Here is a 21,254-nt window from a genome sequence, read left to right as displayed (position 1 = left end):
GCTTTCGCTCCTTCTGGTCTGCTGTCGGTCGCGATGGAGCCTAACCCTGACGACCGACCTTCTCCGCATCCCCGACACGCCGCCCGCGGGTCCGCCGCGTGTCGCGGTGGCAGAATTTTCCCGACACGGCCACCGCAATCGGCGGCCCCGACCGGCAGTCAGGAATGCTGGACTCACCATGAGTGAACCGATCCCGGGAGAGCGCGCCGGCACACCGCCGGCCGCGCGGGTCGGCGCACCCGCGGCGACGGAGTCGCCCGAGGGCAGCGCACTGCGCCTGATGTGGATGGTCGTCGCCCGTACCGCCGTCAAGGCGTGGGGGGACTCGATCTTCGGCAAGGCCGCGACCGCCGCGTTCTGGCAGACGCTGTCCCTTCCGCCGCTGCTCCTGGGCCTGCTGGGCACCCTCGGCTACGTCGGGGGCTGGTTCGGCCCGGACACCGTCGACATCATCGAGTCCAAGATCATCACCTTCAGCCACACCGCGTTCAGCGAGAACGTGGTCGACCAGATCATCCGGCCGACCGTCACCGATGTCCTCGGCCGCGGGCGGCCCGAGGTGGTCTCGGCCGGCTTCCTGCTGTCGCTGTGGGCGGGCTCGTCGGCGATCTCCACGTTCGTCGACTCGATCGTGGAGGCGCACGGGCAGAAGGACGCCCGCAACCCGGTGTGGCAGCGGATCTTCGCGCTGCTGCTCTACGTGATGTTTCTCATCGTGTCGATGTTCGTGCTGCCGTTGGTGGCGCTGGGGCCGACGCTCATCGGCCAGGCACTGCCCGAGGCCTGGTACGAGGTCGGCTCGCAGACCATCGACACCTTCTACTACCCGGCGGTGGGCCTGCTGCTGATCGCCGGCCTGACCACGCTCTACAAGGTCGCGCTGCCCAAGTCCCTGCCCTGGCACCGACTGCTCGGCGGGTCGCTGCTGGCCGGGGTGTTCTTCATGGCGGCGAGCGCGTTGCTGCGCCGGTACCTGACCTGGATCACCGGCACCGGCTACACCTACGGCGCGTTGGCCGCGCCGATCGCCTTCCTGCTGTTCACGTTCTTCCTGGGGTTCGCCGTCGTGCTCGGCGCACAGTTCAACGCCACCATCCAGGAGTTCTGGCCCGCCCGCGCCACCCGGATCGAGCAGATGCGCGAATGGTTGGCCGCCCAGGCGGCCGCGGCCGCGAGCGCGCCGCCCGGCACCTCCACGGGCGCGGTCACCGGCGCGGTGACCAACCTCACCTGGCGGCTGGCGACCGGCCCGATCCGTACCACCGGGACCGACCGCACCACCGGGACCGGTTCGGCGGCCGCCGAACCGGAAGACCCGGTGCCACCGCCGCCTCCGGCCGCGGTGGCGGCGCAGTCGGCTCAGTCGCCCGCGCGCAACCCCTCGTAGATCTCCTTGCAGGCCGGGCACACCGGTGAACCCGGCTTCGCGGACTTGGTCACGGGAAACACCTCGCCGCACAGCGCGACGACATGGGTGCCCATGACCGCGCTCTCCGCGATCTTGTTCTTCTTCACGTAGTGGAAGAACTTGGGCGCGTCGTCGTCGGTCGACTCGTCGGTGGTGGTGTCGGGACGTTCCTTGGTCTGGGTGCTCACCCCACCATGATGACGCATTCGCCCCCTGGTCGGCGAGACCCGGTAGTGCATCGGGGCCGCCGGAGTGGGAGGCTGGAGTAATGGCAGCCAGTTCGGGATTCTTCCGGCCCACCGACAACGGCGACGGCGGCGACGACGCGGCCCGCAATCCGGTCCTCATCACCGACGCGGCCCAGTCCTTCCAGGACCAGCAGCACGCCCGGGTGCGCAAGTACACGATCCTGATGGCCTTCCGCATCCCCGCGCTGGTACTCGCCGCGATCGCCTACGGCGAGTGGCACAACGGCTGGATCAGCCTGCTGATCATCGGCGCCTCGATCCCCCTGCCGTGGATCGCCGTGCTGATCGCCAACGACCGTCCGCCCCGCCGCTCGGACGAGCCGCGCCGCTACGACCACCGCCCCCCGACGTCGCCACAGATCGAGCCCGGAAACCGTCACACCATCGAGGGCTGAGCGCTCCTCGGGTCCGCGCGGGCAGGGACCGGCCCGGGCCCTGCGAGACTGTGCGGGTGAACCGCGAACTGCTCTCCCTCTGCGGCCCGCTGCGCGAGGCCCTCCGCCGTACCGAGTACACCGCCGACGCGCTGCTCGACGCGCTGGGCCCGCAGGCCCACGACGCACTCGGACGCAACGAGCCGGTGCCGGTGCGGCGGGCCACCCGGGACGCCGGCGGCCTCGGCGTCCTGACCAGACTGTTCCTCCTCGGCGACGACTGCCCGGCCACCGAGGTCGCGGCGGCGCTGGCCCCCGTCGACCTCGACCACGCGGTCGCGGCAGGACTGCTCGAGCGCGACGGCGACGAGGTCCGCGCGGCGCTCGACCTGCGCCCCCTCGACCTGGGCGCCGGCAACCGCTGGGTGCTCTCCGATCTCGACGGCGCGCTCCGGCCCCGGCAGACCGCCCCGGACCACGTCCTCGGCGTCGGGCACGCCTCGCTCTCGCTGCTGCGCGGCACTCCCACGGCCCCGGCCGGCTCGGTGCTCGACATCGGCACGGGCTGCGGCATCCAGGCGCTGCACGCCACCGGCTACGGCACGTCGGTGACCGCGACGGACGTGAACCTGCGGGCCCTCCACCTCTCGGCGGCGACGTTCGCGCTCAACGAGGTGGACGTCGACCTGCTCGCCGGGTCCTGGTACGAGCCGGTGGCGGGACGCCGGTTCGACCGCATCGTCGCCAACCCGCCGTTCGTCGTCGGCCGGGCCCGCGTCGAGCACACCTACCGCGACTCCGGGCTCGACCTGGACGGCGCCAGCGAGTTGATGATCTCGCGGACCCTCGACCACCTCGAGCCGGGCGGCACCGCGTCCATGCTGGCCTCGTGGGTGCACGTCGCCGGCGAGGACTGGCGCTCCCGCGTGGCGTCGTGGCTGCCCGCGCACGGCGTGGACGCCTGGGTGGTGCAACGCGACGTCGCGGATCCCGCCCTGTACGTCGGCACCTGGATGCGCGACGCCGGACTCGACCCGCGTGACCCGGCCACCGCCGCCCAGGCCGACGCCTGGCTGACGCACTTCGAGGAGAGCGACGTCGAGGGCATCGGTTTCGGGTTCGTCTACCTGCGCCGCACCGACGAGGTCAGCGACGTGATGGCCGAGGACCTGCGGCACGGCTACACCGACCCGCTCGGCGACGAGGCCTTCGGCTACTTCGACCGGGTGCGGTGGCTGCGGGATCGGGACGTGCTCGAGCACCGGTTCCTGGTCGCCGACTCGACCGCACTCGAGCGGGTGTACCTGCCCGGCGAGGAGGGCTGGCGTCAGGTGGTCGCGCGGGTGCACCGCGGCGACGGCCCGAACTGGCAGCACGAGGTGGACGACCTGGCGGCGGCGTTGCTCGGCGGAATGCAGCCCGGCGGTCTGGCGTTGGAGGAACTGGTCGAGCTGCTCGCGGCCGCGCACGGCGAGGACGCAACCGACCTTGCGGCGGCCGCGGCGCCCCTCGTCCACTCCCTGGTGCGGCACGGGCTGGTGCTGCCCGACGGCGTGGGCTCCGACCGGTTCCCGGCGAACTAGCGGATCGTCGCCTTCTCAGCAAGTTCTCAGGACCGCCCCCACGTAACGCCAGGTCAGAGACATTGTGACGCAGGTCTCGCGGGAACTTTGGGTGGCAAATCGGCGTTGAGCCATATGAGAGACGCCGATGAGGAGGCAGGCCATGACGAGCCCCACCACCACCGAACGAGCGCGGCCCACCGCCGAGGATCTGGACGCCCAGAGCCCGGCCGCAGACCTGGTCCGGGTGTACCTGAACGGAATCGGGCGCACCGCGCTGCTGACCGCGGCGGAAGAGGTCGAGTTGGCCAAGCGCATCGAGGCGGGGTTGTACGCTGCCCACGTCCTCGACACCCGCAAACGACTCACCCCCGCCAAGAAGCGGGACCTTGCCACCGTTGTCCGTCAGGGACAGTCGGCACGAAGCCACCTGCTCGAGGCCAACCTGCGCCTGGTGGTCTCCCTCGCCAAGCGCTACACCGGACGCGGCATGCCGCTGCTGGACCTGATCCAGGAGGGCAACCTGGGGCTGATCCGCGCGATGGAGAAGTTCGACTACGCCAAGGGCTTCAAGTTCTCGACCTACGCCACCTGGTGGATCCGGCAGGCCATCACCCGCGGCATGGCCGACCAGTCCCGCACCATCCGGCTCCCCGTGCACCTGGTCGAGCAGGTCAACAAGTTGGCCCGGATCAAGYGGGAACTGCACCAGCAGCTCGGCCGCGAGGCCACCGACGACGAGTTGTCGAGCGAGTCCGGCATCCCGGTCGCGAAGATCGCGGACCTGCTCGACCACAGCCGTGACCCGGTCAGCCTCGACATGCCGGTCGGCAGCGACGAGGAGGCGCCGCTCGGCGACTTCATCGAGGACTCCGAGGCGACGTCCGCGGAGAACGCCGTCATCGCGGGCCTGCTGCACAGCGACATCCGCAGCGTCCTGGGCACCCTCGACGAGCGCGAGCAGCAGGTCATCCGGCTGCGCTACGGGCTCGACGACGGGCAGCCGCGCACCCTCGACCAGATCGGCAAGATCTTCGGCCTCTCCCGCGAGCGGGTGCGTCAGATCGAGCGCGAGGTCATGGGCAAGCTCCGGCAGGGCGACCGCGCCGAGCGGTTGCGCTCCTACGCGAGCTGACCTCCGCACAGGGCCAGCGGGCCGGCGACGATCCCCTCACGTCGCCGGCCCGCTTTCTGCTCTGTGCCCCCGGGCGGTCTCCGGAGCATGATGGTGGTGCTGGACCGCCGAGCACCGGAGGTGCGCAATGACCGCCAGCCACCGGCACTGTCGCCCCAGCGGGGTCCCGTCGACCCCGGCCGCGCCGGTCCCCGTGCGTGACTGGCGGGACCGCACCCGCGTCGAACATCTGCTCGGCCACGGCCCGGTCACCCAGCACCTGGTGGTCGGGCTGGACGACCACGGCCCCAGCCACCGCGCGCTCGCCTACGCGATCGAGCTCGCCACGTCGCTGAACGCCCACCTCGACGTGGTGCACGTCGTCGACATCGAGGACATCCCCGTCGACCCCGAGTTGCCGGACTTCGACGAACAGATCCTGGGGCACCTCGACCGGGCCCGGGCCGAGACCGAGCGGCTGATGGCCGCGTGCACGCAGCGGTGGACCTACCACTGCGCCCGCGGCGACCCGGCGAACCTGCTGCGCACCGTCGCCCGGGAGAACGACGCAACGATGATCCTCGTCGGCAGTCCCCGCCACCGCATGCTGTCCTGGGTCGAACGACTCCTCGGCACCTCGGTGTCCGGCAGCCTGGTCCGTCACGGCCACCGGACCGTCGTCGTGGTGCCCGACGCGGCCTGACCCCGCCCGCGACCGGGGGCGTCCGGGCTATCGGAGCCGGCGGGGCCCCAGGTCCACCCGGCCGCTCGGCTCCGGGCCGATCCGCACCCGCGCGTCGGTGACCACGGCCCCGGACGCGCTGGCCAGCACCGGTTCGCACACCAGCTCGCGCACCTCGGGCAGGTCGTCGCCGAGCGCCGAGATCCGCTGCACCAGTTCCACCAGAGCCGCCTTGTCCACCGTCGGCGCGCTGCGGTAACCGGAGAGCAGCGGCGCGGCCTTGGGCGCGTCGATCAGCTCGGCGGCCTCGTCCTCGGTGACCGGGAGCACCCGGTAGGCCCGGTCGCCCAGCAGGTCCGAGATCACCCCGGCCAGTCCGAACGAGATCAGCGAGCCGAACGACGGGTCGTCCTGGACCGCGACCACGCAGCCGATGCCCTTGGTCGCCATCTTCTGCACGTGCAGCAGCGGCTCCCCCGACGCGGCGGCCAGGTCCCGGTACGCGACGCGGACGGAGTCCGCGGTGGTCAGGTCCAGCCGCACGCCACCCAGGTCGGGTCGGTGCCGCCACTGCTCACCGGTGGCCTTGACGGCGACCGGGAAGCCGAGCGCCTCGGCGGCCGCCACCGCCTCGTCCTCGCCTGTCGCGGCGGCGAACTCGATCACCGGCACGCCGTAGCAGGCGAGCAGTTCGGCCGCCTCGAAGTCACTGAGCCAGCGCCCTTCCCCGTCGCCGAGCCAGGTGTCCACCAGCCGGGCGGCGCGGTCGGCGTCGATCCCGCCCGGCCGCACCACCTTCGAGACGGGCCGCGTCTTCCACTGCGCGTAGCGCCAGGCCCGCGCCAACGCGAGTGCCGCCCGCTCGGGGCCGGGATAGGACGGCACCGAGCCGCGCACCGGGCTTCCGTCCGGCCCGCGCACCGCCAGGAGGTCCGGGATACCCTCGGCGGCAAGGAATGTCGAGACGATCGGCTTGCTGGTGTCGCATGCGGCCTCACGCAACGCCTTCGCGTACGGCTCGGCGTCCATCGCCACCGGCGGCACGAACACCGCGATCACCGAGTCCACGTCCGCGGAGGCGATCGCCGCGGTCACGGCGCCCGCGAACTCCTCGGGGGTCGCCTGGGCACCCAGGTCGACGGGGTCACGCACGTCGAGCCCCTCGCTGCGGGCCGCGTCGGCCGCCAGGACCCCCAGCGCGGTGGAGTTTCCGACCACCGCCAGCCGGGGTCCGGCCGGCAACGGCTGGTAGCCGAAGATCACGGCGCAGTCGAAGAGTTGGGCGATGGACCCGACCTGAACCACGCCGGCCTGCTCGAACAGCGCGGACACGATGGAGTCGTCGATCTCCACCCCGGTGGCGGCCAACGCGGGCGGCACCGCGTGCCGACCGGACTTCACCGCCACGATCGGCTTGTTCCGGGCCACCCGGCGCGCGATCCGGGAGAACTTGCGCGGGTTGCCGAAGCTCTCCAGGTACAGCAGCACCACCTCGGTCTCCGGGTCGGAGTCCCAGTACTGCAGCAGGTCGTTGCCGGACACGTCGGCGCGGTTGCCCGCGGAGACGAACGTGGACAGGCCGAGCCGGCGGCGCGCGGCCTCGTCGAGGATCGCGATGCCGAGGGCACCGGACTGGCAGAAGAAGCCCACCCGGCCGGCCGGCGGCAGCGCCGGCGCCAGGGTCGCGTTCAGCCGCACCGCCGGGCTGGTGTTCGCGACGCCCAGCGCGTTCGGTCCGACCAGTCGCATCCCGTGTGCGCGCGCCGCGTGCACCAGGCGCCGCTCGGACTGACTGCCGTCGGGACCGGTCTCGCTGAATCCCGCGGACACCACCACCAGCGCCTTGACGCCCTTGGCGAGGCAGTCGTCGAGCACCGAGTCGATCGCCTCGGCCGGCACCGCGACGACGGCGAGGTCGACGTCGTCGGGAATGTCCCGCACCGACGGGTACGCGCGCACCCCCCGCACGGAGCGGCGCTCCGCGTTGACCGGGTAGACCGGACCGGAGAAGCCGGCGCCGAGGAGGTTGCGCAGCACCGCGTTGCCCACCTTCGCGTCGTCGGTGGACGCGCCGATCACCGCCACCGACTGCGGGCTGAGCAGGTTCCGGACGCTGCGCGCCTCCGCCGACCGCTCCCGGGCGTTGCGCACGTTGACCAGCGCCTCGGTGGGGTCGATGGCGAACTCGAGTCGCAGCACACCGCCGTCGAAGCTGCGGCTCACCTGGTAACCGGCCTCGCGGAACACACTGAGCATGCTGCGGTTCTCGGCCAGCACCTCGGCGACGAACATGGTCAGGCCGTTCTCGGCGGCGGCCGCCGCCAGGTGCTCGAGCAGGATCGAGCCGAGCCCGCGGCCCTGGTGCGCGTCGGCCACCACGAAGGCAACCTCGGCGGAGTTCCCGTCGCCGACCTCGAGCAACCGCTCGTACCGGCCGACGGCGATGATCTCGTCCCCGAGGACCGCGACGAAGGCGACCCGGTTGTGGTGGTCCACGGTGGTGAACCGGACCAGGTCGCGGTTGGACATGGTCGGGTACGGCCCGAAGTAGCGCAGGTACCGCGTCCGCTCGGAAAGCTTGGCGTGGAAGGCGATCAGCCGGTCGGCGTCGTCCGGGGTGATCGGGCGCAGGTGCACCGCGCCGCCGTCGGTCGCGAGCACGTCGACCACCCAGTGCGGCGGGAACTGCGCGTGCGCGGCCGGCGTGGCGTCGGCGGTGTCGTTCAGGTCAGTCACGGGGATCCTCCGGATCGAGTCCGAGCAGTGGGAACGTTGCCCGCCGGGTGGCGATGATGGCCGAGTCCAACCGGACCAGCGCACGGTCGACGCTCTCCACCCCGGTCTCGACGGTGCCGCCGGGACCGTCCCACGGCCGGTAGTCCCCCGAACTCCCGTCGCTCATCGTCTCGGGCGCGGCCACCTCCGGCGCCAGGCCCGCGACCCGGTCGCGCCAGGACCCCGGCACCGCGGTCTGCGGGTCCAGGTCGCGGTCGAGCGCAGTCGCGATCAGGTGCGTCCAGGCGCGCGGTACCACCCGGATCAGCCCGTAACCGCCGCCGCCGAGGGCGAGCCAGCGTCCGTCGGCGTAGCGGTCGGCGAGGTCCCGCATCGCCCGGAAGGCCGCCCGCTGGCCGTCGACGGTCAGCGACAGGTCCGCCAGCGGGTCCTCCCGATGGCTGTCCACGCCGCACTGACTGATCACGATCTGCGGCTTGAACGCGGCCACCGCGGCCGGGACCACCGCGTGAAATCCCCTCAGCCACACCGAGTCCACCGTGCCGGGCAGCACCGGGAGGTTCACCGTGGTGCCCTCGCCCGCACCGGCCCCGACCTCACTCGACCATCCGGTGTTGGGCCACAACGTCGCCGGGTGCTGGTGGAGCGAGATCGTCAGCACCCGAGGGTCGCCGAGGAACGCGTGCTGCACGCCGTCGCCGTGGTGGGCGTCGACGTCGATGTAGGCGATCCGGTCGAATCCGTTCTCCAGCAACCAGGAAATGGCGATCGCCGCGTCGTTGTAGACGCAGAACCCGGAGGCGTAGTCGGGCATCGCGTGGTGCATGCCGCCGCCGATGCTCACCGCCCGGCGGGCCCGGCCGGACGCGATCTCCTTGGCCGCCGCCAGCGACCCGCCCGCCAGGATCGCGCTCGCCTCGTGCATCCGCGGGAAGATCGGGTTGTCCTCGGTGCCGAGCCCGTGTGGCGCCGCGGCGCCGTCGGCCCGGGCGTCGGCCAGCCCCTGCACGGTCCCGTGGCCGGCAGCCTTGACCGCGGCGACGTAGGCCGGCGTGTGGATCCGCATCAGGTCACCGTCCAACGCCGCCGCGGGCCGGACCAGTTCCACGCCCTCGATCAGGCCGAGCCCGCGCGCGAGCCCCATGGTGAGGTCCAGCCGGGTCGGGTTCATCGGGTGGTCTGCGCTCCACCGGTAGTCCAGGTACTCCGGGCTCCACACCACGACGCCGCCGGTCGGCGGCCGATCCGTGGCGGGAGGGTGAGGGGAATTCAGGGCCATGGATCCACGCTACGTGCGCACCCTCACCGGGCGCGAACGGCGGGTCGGGTGGACCGGGGGCGCCACACCTGGTGGGGTATTCGGCGCGGGGGTGCCCCGACTGTCGGTGCCGAACCGAAAGTGCGGCACAGCCAGGTAGAATCGGCGCAGACGAAGGGGCGTGAGCGTGAAGGATCTTGTCGACACAACGGAGATGTACCTCCGGACGATCTACGACCTCGAGGAGGAAGGCGTAGTTCCGCTGCGGGCGCGTATTGCCGAGCGGCTCGAGCAGAGTGGCCCGACCGTGAGCCAGACGGTGGCGCGCATGGAGCGCGACGGGCTGCTGCGGGTCGCCGGCGACCGCCATCTCGAACTGACCGACCGGGGACGCGACCTCGCGGTCTCCGTGATGCGCAAGCACCGGCTGGCCGAGCGGCTGCTGGTGGACGTGATCGGACTCGAGTGGGACCAGGTGCATGCCGAGGCATGCCGCTGGGAGCACGTGATGAGCGAGGACGTCGAGCGGCGCCTGGTGAAGGTGCTCAACAACCCCACCACATCGCCCTACGGCAACCCGATTCCCGGCCTGGACCAGCTGGGGCTGGACCGTCCCGTGGACAACGTCGAGACGCTGATCCGGCTCACCGACGTGCCGCAGGGCAAGCCGACCGCCGTGGTGGTCCGCCGGCTCGCCGAGCACGTGCAGTCCGATCCCGACGTGATCGTGCAGCTGCGCGCGGCCGGCGTGGTGCCGGACGCACGCGTCACCGTCGAGCGCACGCCGGGCTCGGTGACGATCACGGTGCCCGGGCACGACGGGGTCGAGCTCCCCGAGGAGATGGCACACGCAGTCCAGGTCAAGCAGGTCTAGCGGCCAGTGCGACTTCTCGTCACCGGCGGAGCCGGATACGTAGGCAGTGTGTGCGCGACGGTGCTGATCGAGCGCGGTCACGAGGTGGTGGTGGTCGACGACCTGTCGACCGGCAACGCGGACGCGGTCCCCGCGGGCGCAGAGTTCGTCGAGGGCGACGTCGGCGAGGTGGCCGCGTCGGTCCTCGGCGACGGTTCGGACGGGCCGCGGTTCGACGGTGTGCTGCACTTCGCGGCGCAGTCCCTGGTCGGCGAGTCGGTGCTCGAGCCCGAGAAGTACTGGCGCGGAAACGTCGTCACCACTCTCGCGCTGCTGGAGGCGATCCGGGTCTCCGGCACGCCGCGGTTGGTGTTCTCGTCCACCGCGGCGACGTACGGCGAACCCGACCGCTCCCCGATCACCGAGTCGGACCCGACCCGCCCGACCAACCCGTACGGGGCGACCAAGCTGGCGATCGACCACGCGATCACCTCCTACTGCCAGGCGTACGGCCTGGCCGCGACCAGCCTGCGGTACTTCAACGTTGCGGGGGCCTACCGCGGAGCGGGCGAAAACCGGGTTGTGGAAACACATCTCATCCCGCTGGTGCTGCAGGTGGCGCTCGGGCAGCGAGACAAGATCTCGGTGTTCGGCACGGACTGGCCGACACCGGACGGCACCGCGGTCCGGGACTACATCCACGTCCTCGACCTGGCTGAGGCGCACCTGCTCGCGCTGGAGAAGGCGAGCGCCGGCACGCACGGCATCTACAACCTCGGCAGCGGCGCCGGTTTCAGTGTCCGCGAGGTGATCTCGGCATGCCGTCGGGTGACCGGGCTGCCGATCGCGGCGGAGGACGCGCCGCGTCGCGCGGGCGACCCGGCGGTGCTCGTGGCGTCGAGCGAGCGCGCGATGGCCGAGCTCGGGTGGCGTCCGGAGCGAACCGACCTCGACGAGATCGTCTCCGATGCATGGACTTTCCTGCAAGAGCTCGGAGACCGTTCGCACTCGGCCCGCCGCGGCTGAGCGCACCTGTTCGCAGAAAGGACCTCGGGGGTCGGCGCTGCATGCCATGCTGCCGACCATGGTGCTGACCCCCGAGCTCCGCGGCCGAAAAGTGGCCCGCAGACACACCCTGATGCCGCTCGTCGCGGCCACCTTCCTCGCCGCGGCGTCCCTGCTGGTCAGCGCCCCCACCACGGTCGCCGTGCCGGCCGGGTCCGCCGGGTCGTCGACCCTGTCGGCGGGGTCGGACAGCGGACTCGACACCGCCCACGACCCGGACTGGATGGCCGGGCTGCCCGACTCCGCGAGCCTCGCCACCCTCTCGATTCCCGGCACCCACGACACCATGACCACGGGCGCATCGGTTCTCGCGCAGACCCAGGACCGCTCGTTGCCGGTGCAGCTCGAGGCCGGGGTCCGCGCCCTGGACATCCGCACCCGGCACTTCCGGGACGCCTTTCCGATTCACCACGGCCTCGAGTACCTCGACGCCAACTTCACCGACGTGGTCCGACAGGCCACCGACTTCCTCCGCGCCCACCCCACGGAGACGGTGCTGATGCGGATGAAGAGCGAGCACACGGAGGCCGAGAACACCCGCACCTACGAGGACACCCTCGACTGGTACATCCACGACAACCCGGACACCCGGGACCTGCTCGACACTCACCTGTGGACCCCTTCCGCCGGGTACGACGGCGCCCTCCCCACCCTGGGCGAGACCCGCGGCAAGCTTGTCATCTTGCAGAACTTCACTGCCACAAAGCCTTTCGGCCCCCAGTGGGCCGGTCCGCGCATGGACATCCAGGACGACTACACGCTCGGCGACCTTGCCGACCTCCCGCAGAAATGGGACGCGGCCCGGGTCCAGTTCGAGCGCGCCGATGTCGGCGCACCGGACACCCTGTTCGTCAACCACCTCAGTGCCACCGGCGTCCCCGACCCGGTTGCGATGGCGTCCGGCGCAGTGCCCGTCACGATTGCCGCCGGCGCGCCCGGGCACCCCGGGATGAATTCGCGCGCCACGGAGTACCTGCAAGCGGGGACCACCGGCCGCACCGGCATCGTGATGGCCGACTTCCCCACCGCCGCACTGGTCGAGGCCGTCATCGCCCACAACTTCAGCTGACCGGCGGCAACGTCACACCGAGCCGGTCGGCCACCTCGAGACCGGTCCGGGCAAGGTCCGTCACCGCTTCCGGCCGCACCCCGCGCTGCATGGCCTCGTCCAGCAGACGCGCCAGCCGGTGCCCCGGATGCGCGCCGAGCGCCTCCCCCAACGCGATGCCCGCCAGCGGGCCGTCCCCGCGCGCGTAGGCACTGAACCCGAACATCGTCGCCGCCTCCGCGCAGTCCGGCGGCGGCAACGCCCGTGCCAGCCGCAGCCACATCCGCTCGGCCGCCGCGGCCTCCTCGGTCAGAGCCAGCCCCAGCAGGGCGTCGCGGACCGTCGGCACCGCGAGCGCCAGCGCGATCTCCACCAGGTCACGGTCGGCGAACTCCTCCCCCGACTCCGCCCGGGCGATCGCGGTCAGGACCGACTCGAGCAGCACGCGGGCAAGTTCGTCGGGCACCTCGCCGGCGGGCGATCCCGCGGCCGCACCCGGCGGCGGGATCGGCTCCGAATCCGCACGGGCCCGGGCGAGCAGCAGCGCCAACCGCCGCCGACCGTCCTCGCCGTCCGGGCGCAGCACGTCCGCCAGGTCCTCGCGAGTGGGGTGGATGACACGGCCCTCGAACACGAGGGTCGCGGCCAGTTGGGACGCCCCGGGATCCGGCAGCACCCCGCCGCCGCCGTCGCCGCCGCGTCGTCCGCACCACGGCGCGCCCGCCTCCAGCGCCGCCAGCTCGAAGGACTCCCGCAACGGGACGCCGCGCTCGGCGAGGAAGTCCCACAACACCTCGAGCAGGTACGCGTGCATCCGGCGGGCTCCGGCCGAGTCGTCCTCGTCGATCACCACCGCCACGGCGAACTCGAAGTCCTCGCGCCCACACACCCCGGCGATCCGGTACAGGGGTTCGAGATCGGGCGGGTCGATCCCGCCGTCGGGCAGGTCGTGACGCATCACGGCCCGCACTGCGCAGCGGCCGCGGTCGCCCACCGCGGCGAAGCCGATCACCACCAGCGAGCGTTCCGGACAGAATCCGAGCATCGCCGGGATTGCCGCGATCAGGTCGCCGGGGTCCGTGATCCGGACCGAGCCGGGCATCTCGGGGAGCGGGTTCGGGTGCATGGTTGCCATGCCCGAACCCTGCACCGGCCGCCGGCTCCGACGTGGGCCGCGACCTGGGCTTTCAGTTGCCCTGTGGATGAACGGACAGCCATCCACAGGCGGGTTGGGCAGGACGGGCCCGCCGCCGGGCCTCCTGCCCTGTCAGGCCTCGGCGTTGACCCGCGCCACGGCCTCGGTGAACACCTGGTCCAGGGTCGCGGAGTCGGGCACCCCGGCACCGAACGACATGAACGTCGCCGACACCCGCACGTCCCTGACCTGCGCGATCAGCGAGAGCGTCGACTGTGTGACCGTCTCGGCCCCGGCGCCGGAGGTCACCGTCTGCCGCAGCGCCAACGTGTCGTCCGCGTTCAGTGGAGGCGCGGGCACGATCGCGGTCTTCACCGTCGCGGTGGCCCCGTTCTTGGTGGTGGTCACCTCGAGACAGTTGCCGATCTCCTTCTCGCGAACGGAGAGCGGGGTCGCGGTCCGCACCAGCTCGACGGAGATGGTGGCCCGGTTCGCGTTGTCGGTGCCCACGATCATCGCGGTGCCGTCCGCGCTGTAGTCCTGGTTCGGCGGCTTGCACCCCGCCGGGTCCACCTTCGCGCCGGCCGGGATGCCGCTGAGGTCGGCCGCGGCCTGGGCCACCGCCTGCGACGGCAGCACGATGGCCTCGTACGGGGCCGGGAAGTCGTTCGGCGTCAACAACATCGAACCGAGCGAGGCGTCGATGGTGGCCGAGTCGCCCGTCTCCGGGGCGGGCGCGGCGACGCCCGCCACGGTCGACGAACACCCGGCGAGGGCCAGGGAGGCGGCGGCGAGACCGGCGACCAGGATGCGGCGAGTCAACTTCGATCCTCCAGGATGCAGTGGCACCGCGGTACGAGACACCGGGTTACGCGGTGAACAGCGGTTCGGGCGTTGGCCGGCGCCGTCAGGAGCCGACACCGACCACTCTGCCACCCCGGCCCCGGCCAGTCGCACAGGCCGGTCCCGCGTCGCGGCCGCGCCACACCCGAAACCGCCCGTTTCGCTGTGAGCGCAATCCCCTTTCGCCCGGGAATGAACGCGCTGCCTGGATGCTTTCCACCGACAGACGGGTGTGAGCACATCGGCGCCTCGTGAGGGACACTGATAGGGAACGAAGAAGCGAAGGGGTCACGATGGACGATCAGTCGAGAATGTATGAGCTCGAATTCCCGGCGCCTCAGGTCATGCCCGGGGACGGGCGCGGCCCGGTGCTGGTCCACGGCCTCGAGGGCTTTTCCGATGCCGGGCACGCGGTGAAGATCGCGACCACCCACCTGCGCGAGAGCCTCGAGTCGGAACTGGTCGCCTCGTTCGCGGTGGACGAGCTGATCGACTACCGGTCGCGTCGGCCCACCATGACGTTCAAGGCGGACCACTTCTCCGACTACGACGAGCCGCAGCTGAACCTCTACGCACTCAAGGACACCGCCGGCACGCCGTTCCTGCTGCTTGCGGGCCTGGAGCCGGACCTGAAGTGGGAGCGGTTCACCACCGCCGTCCGGCTGCTCGCCGAGCAGCTCGGGGTGCGGCGGACCATCGGCCTCGGCGCGATCCCGATGGCGATCCCGCACACCCGGCCCCTCGGCGTGACCGCGCACTCCACCAACAAGGACCTGATCGGCGAGAACCAGAGCTGGGCCGGCGAGCTGCAGATCCCCGGCAGCGCCTCCTCGCTGCTCGAACTGCGGATGGCGCAGCACGGCCACGAGTCGCTGGGCTACTCGGTGCACGTGCCGCACTACCTCGCGCAGACCGACTATCCGGCCGCCGCCGAGACGCTGCTCGAGAACCTCTGCGAGACCGGCGACCTGGAGCTCCCGCTGGCCGCGCTGGGCGAGGCCGCGGCGCGGGTCCGCGAGCAGGTCGACGCGCAGATCACCGGCAACGAGGAGGTCCAGTCCGTGGTGCACGCACTGGAGCGCCAGTACGACACCTACGTGGCCGCACAGGAGCAGCAGTCCAGCCTCCTGGCCACGGACGGCGACCTGCCGAGCGGCGACGAGCTCGGCGCCGAGTTCGAGCGATTCCTCGCCGAGCAGGCCGGACTCGGCGACAACCCCGACTCGGACGAGCCGAAAATGTAACGCGTTTCACTGTTCGGGGAGCGGGTCGGGGGCGCTAACCGTACGATCGTCCAGGTATTCGGGGGCCGACCGGGGACAGCCGGATCGGCCCGGCGACAGGAGACGAGAATGAGTGCACGCCGAGACCGCGCCCTGCGCACCGTGCCGGATACCGAACCCCGCCTGGTGTTCCGGACCATCCACGGGTACCGGCGCGCATTCCGGATCGCCGGTTCCGGGCCGGCGCTGCTGCTGATCCACGGGATCGGGGACAACTCGTCCACCTGGAACGAGGTGATTCCGCACCTGGCGAAGAACTTCACCGTCATCGCCCCGGACCTGCTCGGTCACGGCCGCTCCGACAAGCCGCGCGCCGACTACTCGATCGCGGCCTACGCCAACGGCATGCGGGACCTGCTCACCGTGCTGGGCATCGAGCGGGCCACAGTGATCGGGCACTCACTGGGCGGCGGCGTCGCCCTGCAGTTCGCCTACCAGTTCCCGCAGATGGTCGAGCGACTCGTGGTGGTCGCGCCGGGCGGCGTCACCAAGGACGTCAACCCCGCCCTGCGGTTCGCGTCCGTGCCGGTGGCGGGCGCGGCCCTGAGTCTGCTGCAGGTGCCCGGCTGCACGACCGCGCTGAGCGTGCTCGGCAAGGTCGCCGACCAGCTCTACCGGGGACCGTTCAAGTCCGTGGCCGTCTTCCACGACGCGCCCGACCTCGTCCGCGTCCTCAGTGACCTGCCCGACCCCACCGCCCGCGAGGCGTTCCTGCGGACGCTGCGCGCCGTGGTGGACTGGCGTGGCCAGGTGGTCACGATGCTCGACCGGTGTTACCTCACGGGGCAGCTCCCGGTGCAGATCATCTGGGGCGACGTCGACTCCGTCATCCCGGTCACCCATGCGTACCTGGCGCACTCGGCGCTGCCGGAGTCGCGGCTGGAGATCTTCGCCGGCAGCGGGCACTTCCCGTTCCACGACGACCCGATTCGCTTCCTGCGGGTGATCGAGGAGTTCATCGAGTCCACCCGGCCGCACGAGTTGGACGTCGAGGCGTGGCGGCAGACGCTGATCGCGGGCGTCGGCGAGGCCCACATCACCGGGTCGACGTCGACCCGCGAGGCGGTGCTCGGCGCCATGGGGGCGGACGAGCGCAACGCCACCTGAGCGCGACCGCATAGCCTGTATCGGTGCTCCTCACCGACCTCGTCCCCGCCAGCCCCGACGCCGACTCCCTCTTCGACGCCTTCTCCGAGTGGGCGACGGGCCAGGGCCTGACCCTCTACGCCGCGCAGGAGGAGTCGCTGATCGAGGTGGTCTCCGGCGCCAACGTCATCCTGTCCACCCCCACCGGGTCCGGGAAGTCGATGGTCGCGATCGGCGCGCACTTCGCCGCCCTCGCCGCGGGACGTCGCACCTTCTACACCGCGCCGATCAAGGCGCTGGTCAGCGAGAAGTTCTTCGCCCTCTGCGAGGTGTTCGGCGCGGAGAACGTCGGCATGATGACCGGTGACGCGGCGGTGAACTCGTCGGCACCGATCATCTGCGCGACCGCGGAGATCGTCGCGAACCTGGCGCTACGCCAGGGCGCCGGTGCCGACATCGGCCAGGTGGTGATGGACGAGTTCCACTACTACTCGGAACCGGACCGCGGCTGGGCCTGGCAGGTTCCGCTGATCGAGCTGCCGAACGCGCAGTTCCTGCTGATGTCCGCGACCCTCGGCGACGTCTCGTTCTTCCAGGAGGACCTCACCCGCCGGACGGGTCGGCCCACCACCGTGGTCGGCGGCACCGAACGTCCCGTGCCGCTGACCTTCTCGTACGCGCGCACCCCCGTCGGCGAGACCATCGAGGAGCTCGCCACCACCAACCAGGCGCCGGTGTACGTGGTGCACTTCACCCAGGCCGCGGCGCTCGAGCGCGCGCAGGCGCTGACCAGTGTGAACTTCAGCTCCCGCGCCGAGAAGGACGCCATCGCGGAGGCCATCGGCTCCTTCCGGTTCACCACCGGCTTCGGTAAGACGTTGTCCCGCTTGGTCCGTCACGGTATCGGCGTCCACCACGCGGGCATGCTGCCGAAGTACCGGCGGCTGGTCGAGAAACTGGCACAGGACGGGCTGCTCAAGGTCATCTGCGGCACCGACACCCTCGGCGTCGGCATCAACGTGCCGATCCGCACGGTGCTGCTGACCGGGCTCACCAAGTACGACGGCACCCGCACCCGCCACCTGCGGGCCCGCGAGTTCCACCAGATCGCCGGCCGGGCCGGCCGGGCCGGGTACGACACCATGGGCACCGTGGTCGTGCAGGCACCCGAGCACGACATCGAGAACTACCGGATGGTCGCCAAGGCCGGCGACGACCCGAAGAAGCTGAAGAAGATCCAGCGCAAGAAGGCGCCGGAGGGCTTCGTCTCCTGGGGCGAGCCGACCTTCGAGCGGCTCGTGTCGGCGTCGCCGGAACAGCTGACGTCGCGCTTCCAGGTGTCGAACTCGATGCTGCTCAACGTGATCGCGCGCCCCGGCAACTGTTTCGACGCGATGCGGCACCTGCTCGAGGACAGCCACGAGACGCGCGCGCAGCAACGCAAGCACATCCTGCGGGCCATCGCGCTGTACCGGGGGCTGCTGCAGGCCGGCATCGTCGAGCAGCTCGACGCACCGGACGCGGACGGCTCGATGGCCCGGCTGACGGTGGACCTGCAGCGCGACTTCGCGCTCAACCAGCCGCTCTCGCCCTTCGCGCTGGCGGCGATCGAGTTGCTGGACGTGGAGGCGCCGACCTACGCGCTCGACGTGGTCTCGGTGATCGAGTCGACGCTCGACGACCCGCGTCAGATCCTGATGGGCCAGCAGCACCAGGCCCGGGGCGAGGCGGTCGCGCAGATGAAGGCCGACGGCATCGAGTACGACGAGCGGATGGAGCTGCTCGAGGAGGTCACCTGGCCGAAGCCGCTGGCGGACCTGCTCTTCCCCGCGTTCGAGATGTACCGCGGCGGGCACCCCTGGGTCTCGGAGTTCGCCCTCTCCCCCAAGTCCGTGGTCCGGGACATGGTGGAGAAGTCGATGACGTTCGCCGAACTGGTGAGCCACTACGGCCTGACCCGCTCCGAGGGGCTGGTGCTGCGGTACCTGGCCGACGCGTACCGGGCCCTGCGGCAGACGGTGCCGGACTCGGCGCGGACCGAGGAGCTCGAGGACATCACGGAGTGGCTCGGCGAGCTGATCCGTCAGGTGGACTCGTCGCTGCTCGACGAGTGGGAGCAGCTGACCAACCCGGGCGTCGAGGCCGACGATCAGCAGATCGCGTTCGGCGCGGACATCCCGCGGCCGGTCTCGGCGAACACCCGCGCGTTCAAGGTGATGATCCGCAACGCGATGTTCAAGCGGGTCTCGCTGGCCGCGCGCAAGCGCTGGGACCTGCTCGCCGAGCTGGGCGACGGGCTCGAGGCCGAGGACTGGTCGGACCTGATGGAGCTGTACTTCGAGGAGTACGACGAGATCGGCACCGGCCCGGACGCGCGCGGACCGCAGCTGTTCACCGTCTCCGTCGAGCCGGAGCTGTGGCGGGTGCGTCAGACGCTGGCCGACCCGGCGGGCGACCACGGCTGGGCGCTGGTCGGCGAGGTGAACCTCGCGGAGTCGGACGCCGCGGGCGAGGTGGTCTTCGACGAGTTCGAGGTGATCGAGGGCTGAGTGGGCAGCCCTTGCGGGCCGCCCACCGGGGCGGCCCCGTCGCAGACGGGGCCGCATGGCGCCTGGCCGGCTACTTCGTGTCGGGGCAGTCCTTGACCCACTTCACGTTGCCGTCGAAGTTGCAGCTACCCGCATGCGTGCCGGCGAAGGCCGGTCCCACGGCAAGTCCGAGGGGCAGCACGGCGAGCGCACCGGTCAGCGCGACCTTGGCGACGAAGCGGCGGGTGGATGACTTGGCGGAGGTCGTCACAGTGGGTCGATCCTTACGTTCACGGCAGCCCTGAACGCGTGGCACCAGCGCTCTTGACCGGCACCTTCCGGCTGCCTTGCGGGGGTCCGCACCTGATTACGCCGATTCGCGCACCGGAACGGTGCAGCCATGGTATAGGGATTTCCAGCCCAAGGGTAGGGGTCTTTTCACCCTGGGGTGGGGTGCCCGTCAATCGCCGGAGGTGTAGGGGCAGCCCGTTGGCCGCCCGGATCGGGAATCGTGCCCACACAAAAACAGCGGCCGGGCACCATGCCCGGCCGCTGCCTTCGTCTCTGCTGTCCGGCTACCGCGCCTACTTGTCGGCCGGGTGCATGATCGGCTTGGCGTGCCGCTCGCGGCGGTTGGACTGCTCGCGACGGGCCGCCTGCTGCTCCTTGATCCGCTTCTCGTCCTTGCGGACCTCCACCAGCGAGGCGCGCTCGGCCTGCAGCCAGTCCGGCTGATCCGCGAGCAGGGCATCGATCTGCTCGGTGGTCAGCGCCTCCTCGACGCCTCCGCGGGACAGGCCCGCGATGGAGACCCCGAGCTTGGCCGCGACCACGGGCCGCGGGTGCGGGCCGACGGCACGCAGTTCGACGAGCCACGCCGGGGGGTCGGCCTGCAGTGCGGCGAGTTCGTCGCGCGTGACCGGACCCGCCTGGAACTCGGCGGGGGTGGCCTCGAGGTACACGCCCAGCTTCTTTGCCGCGRTTGCGGGCTTCATGTTCTGGGCGCTCTTGTGCGACGTCATGGGTCAAGGGTAACGAGCGGCCGCGACGACGGCCCCCTCGGTGCGCCGGTCGTGGGCCGCGGCGCGCACCGGTAGCCTGACCCAATGACCGATCCGGCGCCGTCGCCCTCCTTCCGGCTGGCGTACGTCGCCGGTGTCACCCCCACCAAGTGGATGCGAATCTGGGCCGAACGCCTCCCCGACGTCCGACTCGAACTGGTGAGCCTGCCCGCGCTCGAGGTGGCCGGCGCGCTGCGGGACGACACCGTCGACGCCGCACTGGTGCGCCTGCCCGTCGACCGCGAGGGCCCGCGGCCGCTGAGCGTCATCCGGCTCTACGCCGAGACGCCGGTGGTCGTGATCCCGAAGGACCACGTCATCTCCGCGGTCGACGAGATCGGCGTCGAGGACCTGGCCGGGGAGATCGTGCTGCACCCGCTCGACGACCTGCTCGAGTGGGACGCACTGCCCGGCGAGCGGGCCGCCCAGCGTCCCGAGACCACCGAAGATGCCGTCGAACTGGTGGCCGCCGGGATCGGCGTGGTGGTGGTGCCCCAGTCGCTGGCCCGGCTGCACCACCGCAAGGACCTGACGTACCGCCCGGTGACCGGGGCACCCGAGTCGCCGATCGCGTTGGCCTGGCCGGAGGACGCCACCACCGACCTGGTCGAGGAGTTCATCGGCATCGTGCGGGGGCGCACCGCGAACAGCTCCCGTGGCCGYGCCGCCGCCGAGACCGGTCCCGCGCCGAAGCGCAAGGCGTCGGAGAAGACGGCGGACAAGGCCGCCGCGAAGGCTGCGGCGGGAAAGTTGCCGTCCGGCAAGGCTTCACCCAAGGGATCGGCCAAGGGATCGGCCGGCAAGTCGGGTGCCAAGGGTGCGCCGGCCAAGGGCACGGCGGGCAAGGCCGCGGCGAGCAAGCGCAGCGGCAAGGGGTCGGGCGGCCGCGGCCGCCGCTGACACACAACGCACACGAACGGGCGGTTACCGGGACAACCGCCGGGTAACCCACCCGGTAGCCGCCCGTTCA

19 protein-coding genes are annotated in these 21,254 nt (G+C 71.4%); 12 read left to right on the top strand and 7 right to left on the bottom strand.

Annotated features, from left to right (window positions below):
- Window positions 1-280 precede the first annotated feature (280 nt).
- Window positions 281-1,387 (top strand): YihY/virulence factor BrkB family protein, encoded by a 1,107-nt coding sequence (locus tag AC1DU4_RS14825; RefSeq protein ID WP_477841064.1) that lies wholly within the window; start codon window positions 281-283, stop codon window positions 1,385-1,387.
- Here AC1DU4_RS14825 and AC1DU4_RS14820 read toward each other — a convergent pair.
- Window positions 1,360-1,596, bottom strand: coding sequence for a DUF3039 domain-containing protein (locus tag AC1DU4_RS14820; protein ID WP_072844000.1), 237 nt, complete (start codon window positions 1,594-1,596; stop codon window positions 1,360-1,362). The two genes, AC1DU4_RS14825 and AC1DU4_RS14820, sit on opposite strands and share 28 nt — an antisense overlap.
- A gap of 80 nt (window positions 1,597-1,676) precedes the next feature.
- On the opposite strand from AC1DU4_RS14820, the gene AC1DU4_RS14815 reads away from it, so the two are divergent.
- From AC1DU4_RS14815 to AC1DU4_RS14800, 4 genes are all read left to right on the top strand, one after another.
- Window positions 1,677-2,051: a DUF3099 domain-containing protein gene (locus tag AC1DU4_RS14815; RefSeq protein WP_477841031.1), complete on the top strand. Its 375-nt coding sequence runs from the start codon at window positions 1,677-1,679 to the stop codon at window positions 2,049-2,051.
- Between the two features lie 56 nt (window positions 2,052-2,107).
- Window positions 2,108-3,613 (top strand): DUF7782 domain-containing protein, encoded by a 1,506-nt coding sequence (locus AC1DU4_RS14810; RefSeq protein ID WP_477841029.1) that lies wholly within the window; start codon window positions 2,108-2,110, stop codon window positions 3,611-3,613.
- Between the two features lie 142 nt (window positions 3,614-3,755).
- On the top strand, window positions 3,756-4,727 hold the full coding sequence (locus AC1DU4_RS14805) for a sigma-70 family RNA polymerase sigma factor (RefSeq protein WP_477841027.1): 972 nt from the start codon (window positions 3,756-3,758) through the stop codon (window positions 4,725-4,727).
- Between the two features lie 127 nt (window positions 4,728-4,854).
- The gene (locus tag AC1DU4_RS14800) at window positions 4,855-5,409 is read left to right on the top strand and encodes a universal stress protein (RefSeq protein WP_477841025.1); all 555 of its coding nucleotides are present in this window, start codon (window positions 4,855-4,857) and stop codon (window positions 5,407-5,409) included.
- Window positions 5,410-5,436: 27 nt separating this feature from the next.
- Here the strand turns inward: AC1DU4_RS14800 and AC1DU4_RS14795 are convergent, their stop codons facing one another.
- Both AC1DU4_RS14795 and AC1DU4_RS14790 read right to left on the bottom strand, forming a co-directional pair.
- A complete protein-coding gene (locus tag AC1DU4_RS14795) occupies window positions 5,437-8,124 on the bottom strand; it encodes a bifunctional acetate--CoA ligase family protein/GNAT family N-acetyltransferase (RefSeq protein WP_477841023.1) in 2,688 nt (895 codons plus the stop codon).
- Window positions 8,117-9,403 carry an acetoin utilization protein AcuC gene (locus AC1DU4_RS14790; RefSeq protein ID WP_477841021.1) on the bottom strand — a complete coding sequence of 429 codons (1,287 nt, stop codon included), beginning with the start codon at window positions 9,401-9,403 and terminating at the stop codon, window positions 8,117-8,119. Before AC1DU4_RS14790 ends, AC1DU4_RS14795 begins: the two co-directional genes overlap by 8 nt.
- Window positions 9,404-9,569: 166 nt before the next feature.
- Here AC1DU4_RS14790 and AC1DU4_RS14785 point away from each other — a divergent pair, with 166 nt between their 5' ends.
- Genes AC1DU4_RS14785 through AC1DU4_RS14775 form a run of 3 tightly spaced genes read left to right on the top strand, consistent with a single transcriptional unit; the run spans window position 9,570 to window position 12,369 of the window.
- Window positions 9,570-10,256, top strand: a complete 687-nt coding sequence (locus AC1DU4_RS14785; RefSeq protein WP_072844246.1) for an iron-dependent transcriptional repressor DtxR — start codon at window positions 9,570-9,572, stop codon at window positions 10,254-10,256.
- Between the two features lie 6 nt (window positions 10,257-10,262).
- Window positions 10,263-11,261, top strand: a complete 999-nt coding sequence (gene galE / locus AC1DU4_RS14780) for a UDP-glucose 4-epimerase GalE (protein ID WP_477841019.1) — start codon at window positions 10,263-10,265, stop codon at window positions 11,259-11,261.
- A gap of 58 nt (window positions 11,262-11,319) precedes the next feature.
- The gene (locus AC1DU4_RS14775) at window positions 11,320-12,369 is read left to right on the top strand and encodes a phosphatidylinositol-specific phospholipase C (protein WP_477841017.1); all 1,050 of its coding nucleotides are present in this window, start codon (window positions 11,320-11,322) and stop codon (window positions 12,367-12,369) included.
- On the opposite strand, the gene AC1DU4_RS14770 is transcribed toward AC1DU4_RS14775, so the two are convergent.
- Together AC1DU4_RS14770 and AC1DU4_RS14765 are read right to left on the bottom strand one after the other, a co-directional pair.
- Window positions 12,362-13,483, bottom strand: coding sequence for a DUF4192 domain-containing protein (locus AC1DU4_RS14770; protein ID WP_477841015.1), 1,122 nt, complete (start codon window positions 13,481-13,483; stop codon window positions 12,362-12,364). The two genes, AC1DU4_RS14775 and AC1DU4_RS14770, sit on opposite strands and share 8 nt — an antisense overlap.
- A 132-nt stretch (window positions 13,484-13,615) precedes the next feature.
- Window positions 13,616-14,305 (bottom strand): sensor domain-containing protein, encoded by a 690-nt coding sequence (locus AC1DU4_RS14765; protein WP_477841013.1) that lies wholly within the window; start codon window positions 14,303-14,305, stop codon window positions 13,616-13,618.
- A 314-nt stretch (window positions 14,306-14,619) separates the two neighbouring features.
- Here AC1DU4_RS14765 and AC1DU4_RS14760 point away from each other — a divergent pair, with 314 nt between their 5' ends.
- The 3 genes from AC1DU4_RS14760 to AC1DU4_RS14750 all read left to right on the top strand — a co-directional run bounded on the left by AC1DU4_RS14760 (window position 14,620) and on the right by AC1DU4_RS14750 (window position 19,244).
- Window positions 14,620-15,570, top strand: coding sequence for a proteasome assembly chaperone family protein (locus tag AC1DU4_RS14760; protein ID WP_072844013.1), 951 nt, complete (start codon window positions 14,620-14,622; stop codon window positions 15,568-15,570).
- Window positions 15,571-15,678: 108 nt separating this feature from the next.
- Window positions 15,679-16,716, top strand: a complete 1,038-nt coding sequence (locus tag AC1DU4_RS14755) for an alpha/beta fold hydrolase (RefSeq protein WP_477841010.1) — start codon at window positions 15,679-15,681, stop codon at window positions 16,714-16,716.
- Between the two features lie 23 nt (window positions 16,717-16,739).
- On the top strand, window positions 16,740-19,244 hold the full coding sequence (locus AC1DU4_RS14750) for a DEAD/DEAH box helicase (RefSeq protein WP_477841008.1): 2,505 nt from the start codon (window positions 16,740-16,742) through the stop codon (window positions 19,242-19,244).
- A 70-nt stretch (window positions 19,245-19,314) separates the two neighbouring features.
- Here AC1DU4_RS14750 and AC1DU4_RS14745 read toward each other — a convergent pair whose 3' ends face one another.
- Together AC1DU4_RS14745 and AC1DU4_RS14740 are read right to left on the bottom strand one after the other, a co-directional pair.
- On the bottom strand, window positions 19,315-19,494 hold the full coding sequence (locus AC1DU4_RS14745) for a hypothetical protein (protein WP_477841007.1): 180 nt from the start codon (window positions 19,492-19,494) through the stop codon (window positions 19,315-19,317).
- A 313-nt stretch (window positions 19,495-19,807) separates the two neighbouring features.
- Window positions 19,808-20,245, bottom strand: coding sequence for a DUF5997 family protein (locus tag AC1DU4_RS14740; protein ID WP_477841005.1), 438 nt, complete (start codon window positions 20,243-20,245; stop codon window positions 19,808-19,810).
- 84 nt (window positions 20,246-20,329) lie between these two features.
- On the opposite strand from AC1DU4_RS14740, the gene AC1DU4_RS14735 reads away from it, so the two are divergent.
- Window positions 20,330-21,184 carry a LysR substrate-binding domain-containing protein gene (locus tag AC1DU4_RS14735; protein ID WP_477841003.1) on the top strand — a complete coding sequence of 285 codons (855 nt, stop codon included), beginning with the start codon at window positions 20,330-20,332 and terminating at the stop codon, window positions 21,182-21,184.
- Window positions 21,185-21,254: the final 70 nt, after the last annotated feature.

The organism is Rhodococcus sp. P4_F5 (assembly GCF_056401315.1).
The sequence above is the reverse complement of the archived record's forward strand: the minus strand, read 5'-3'. Positions and strand labels throughout refer to the sequence as shown.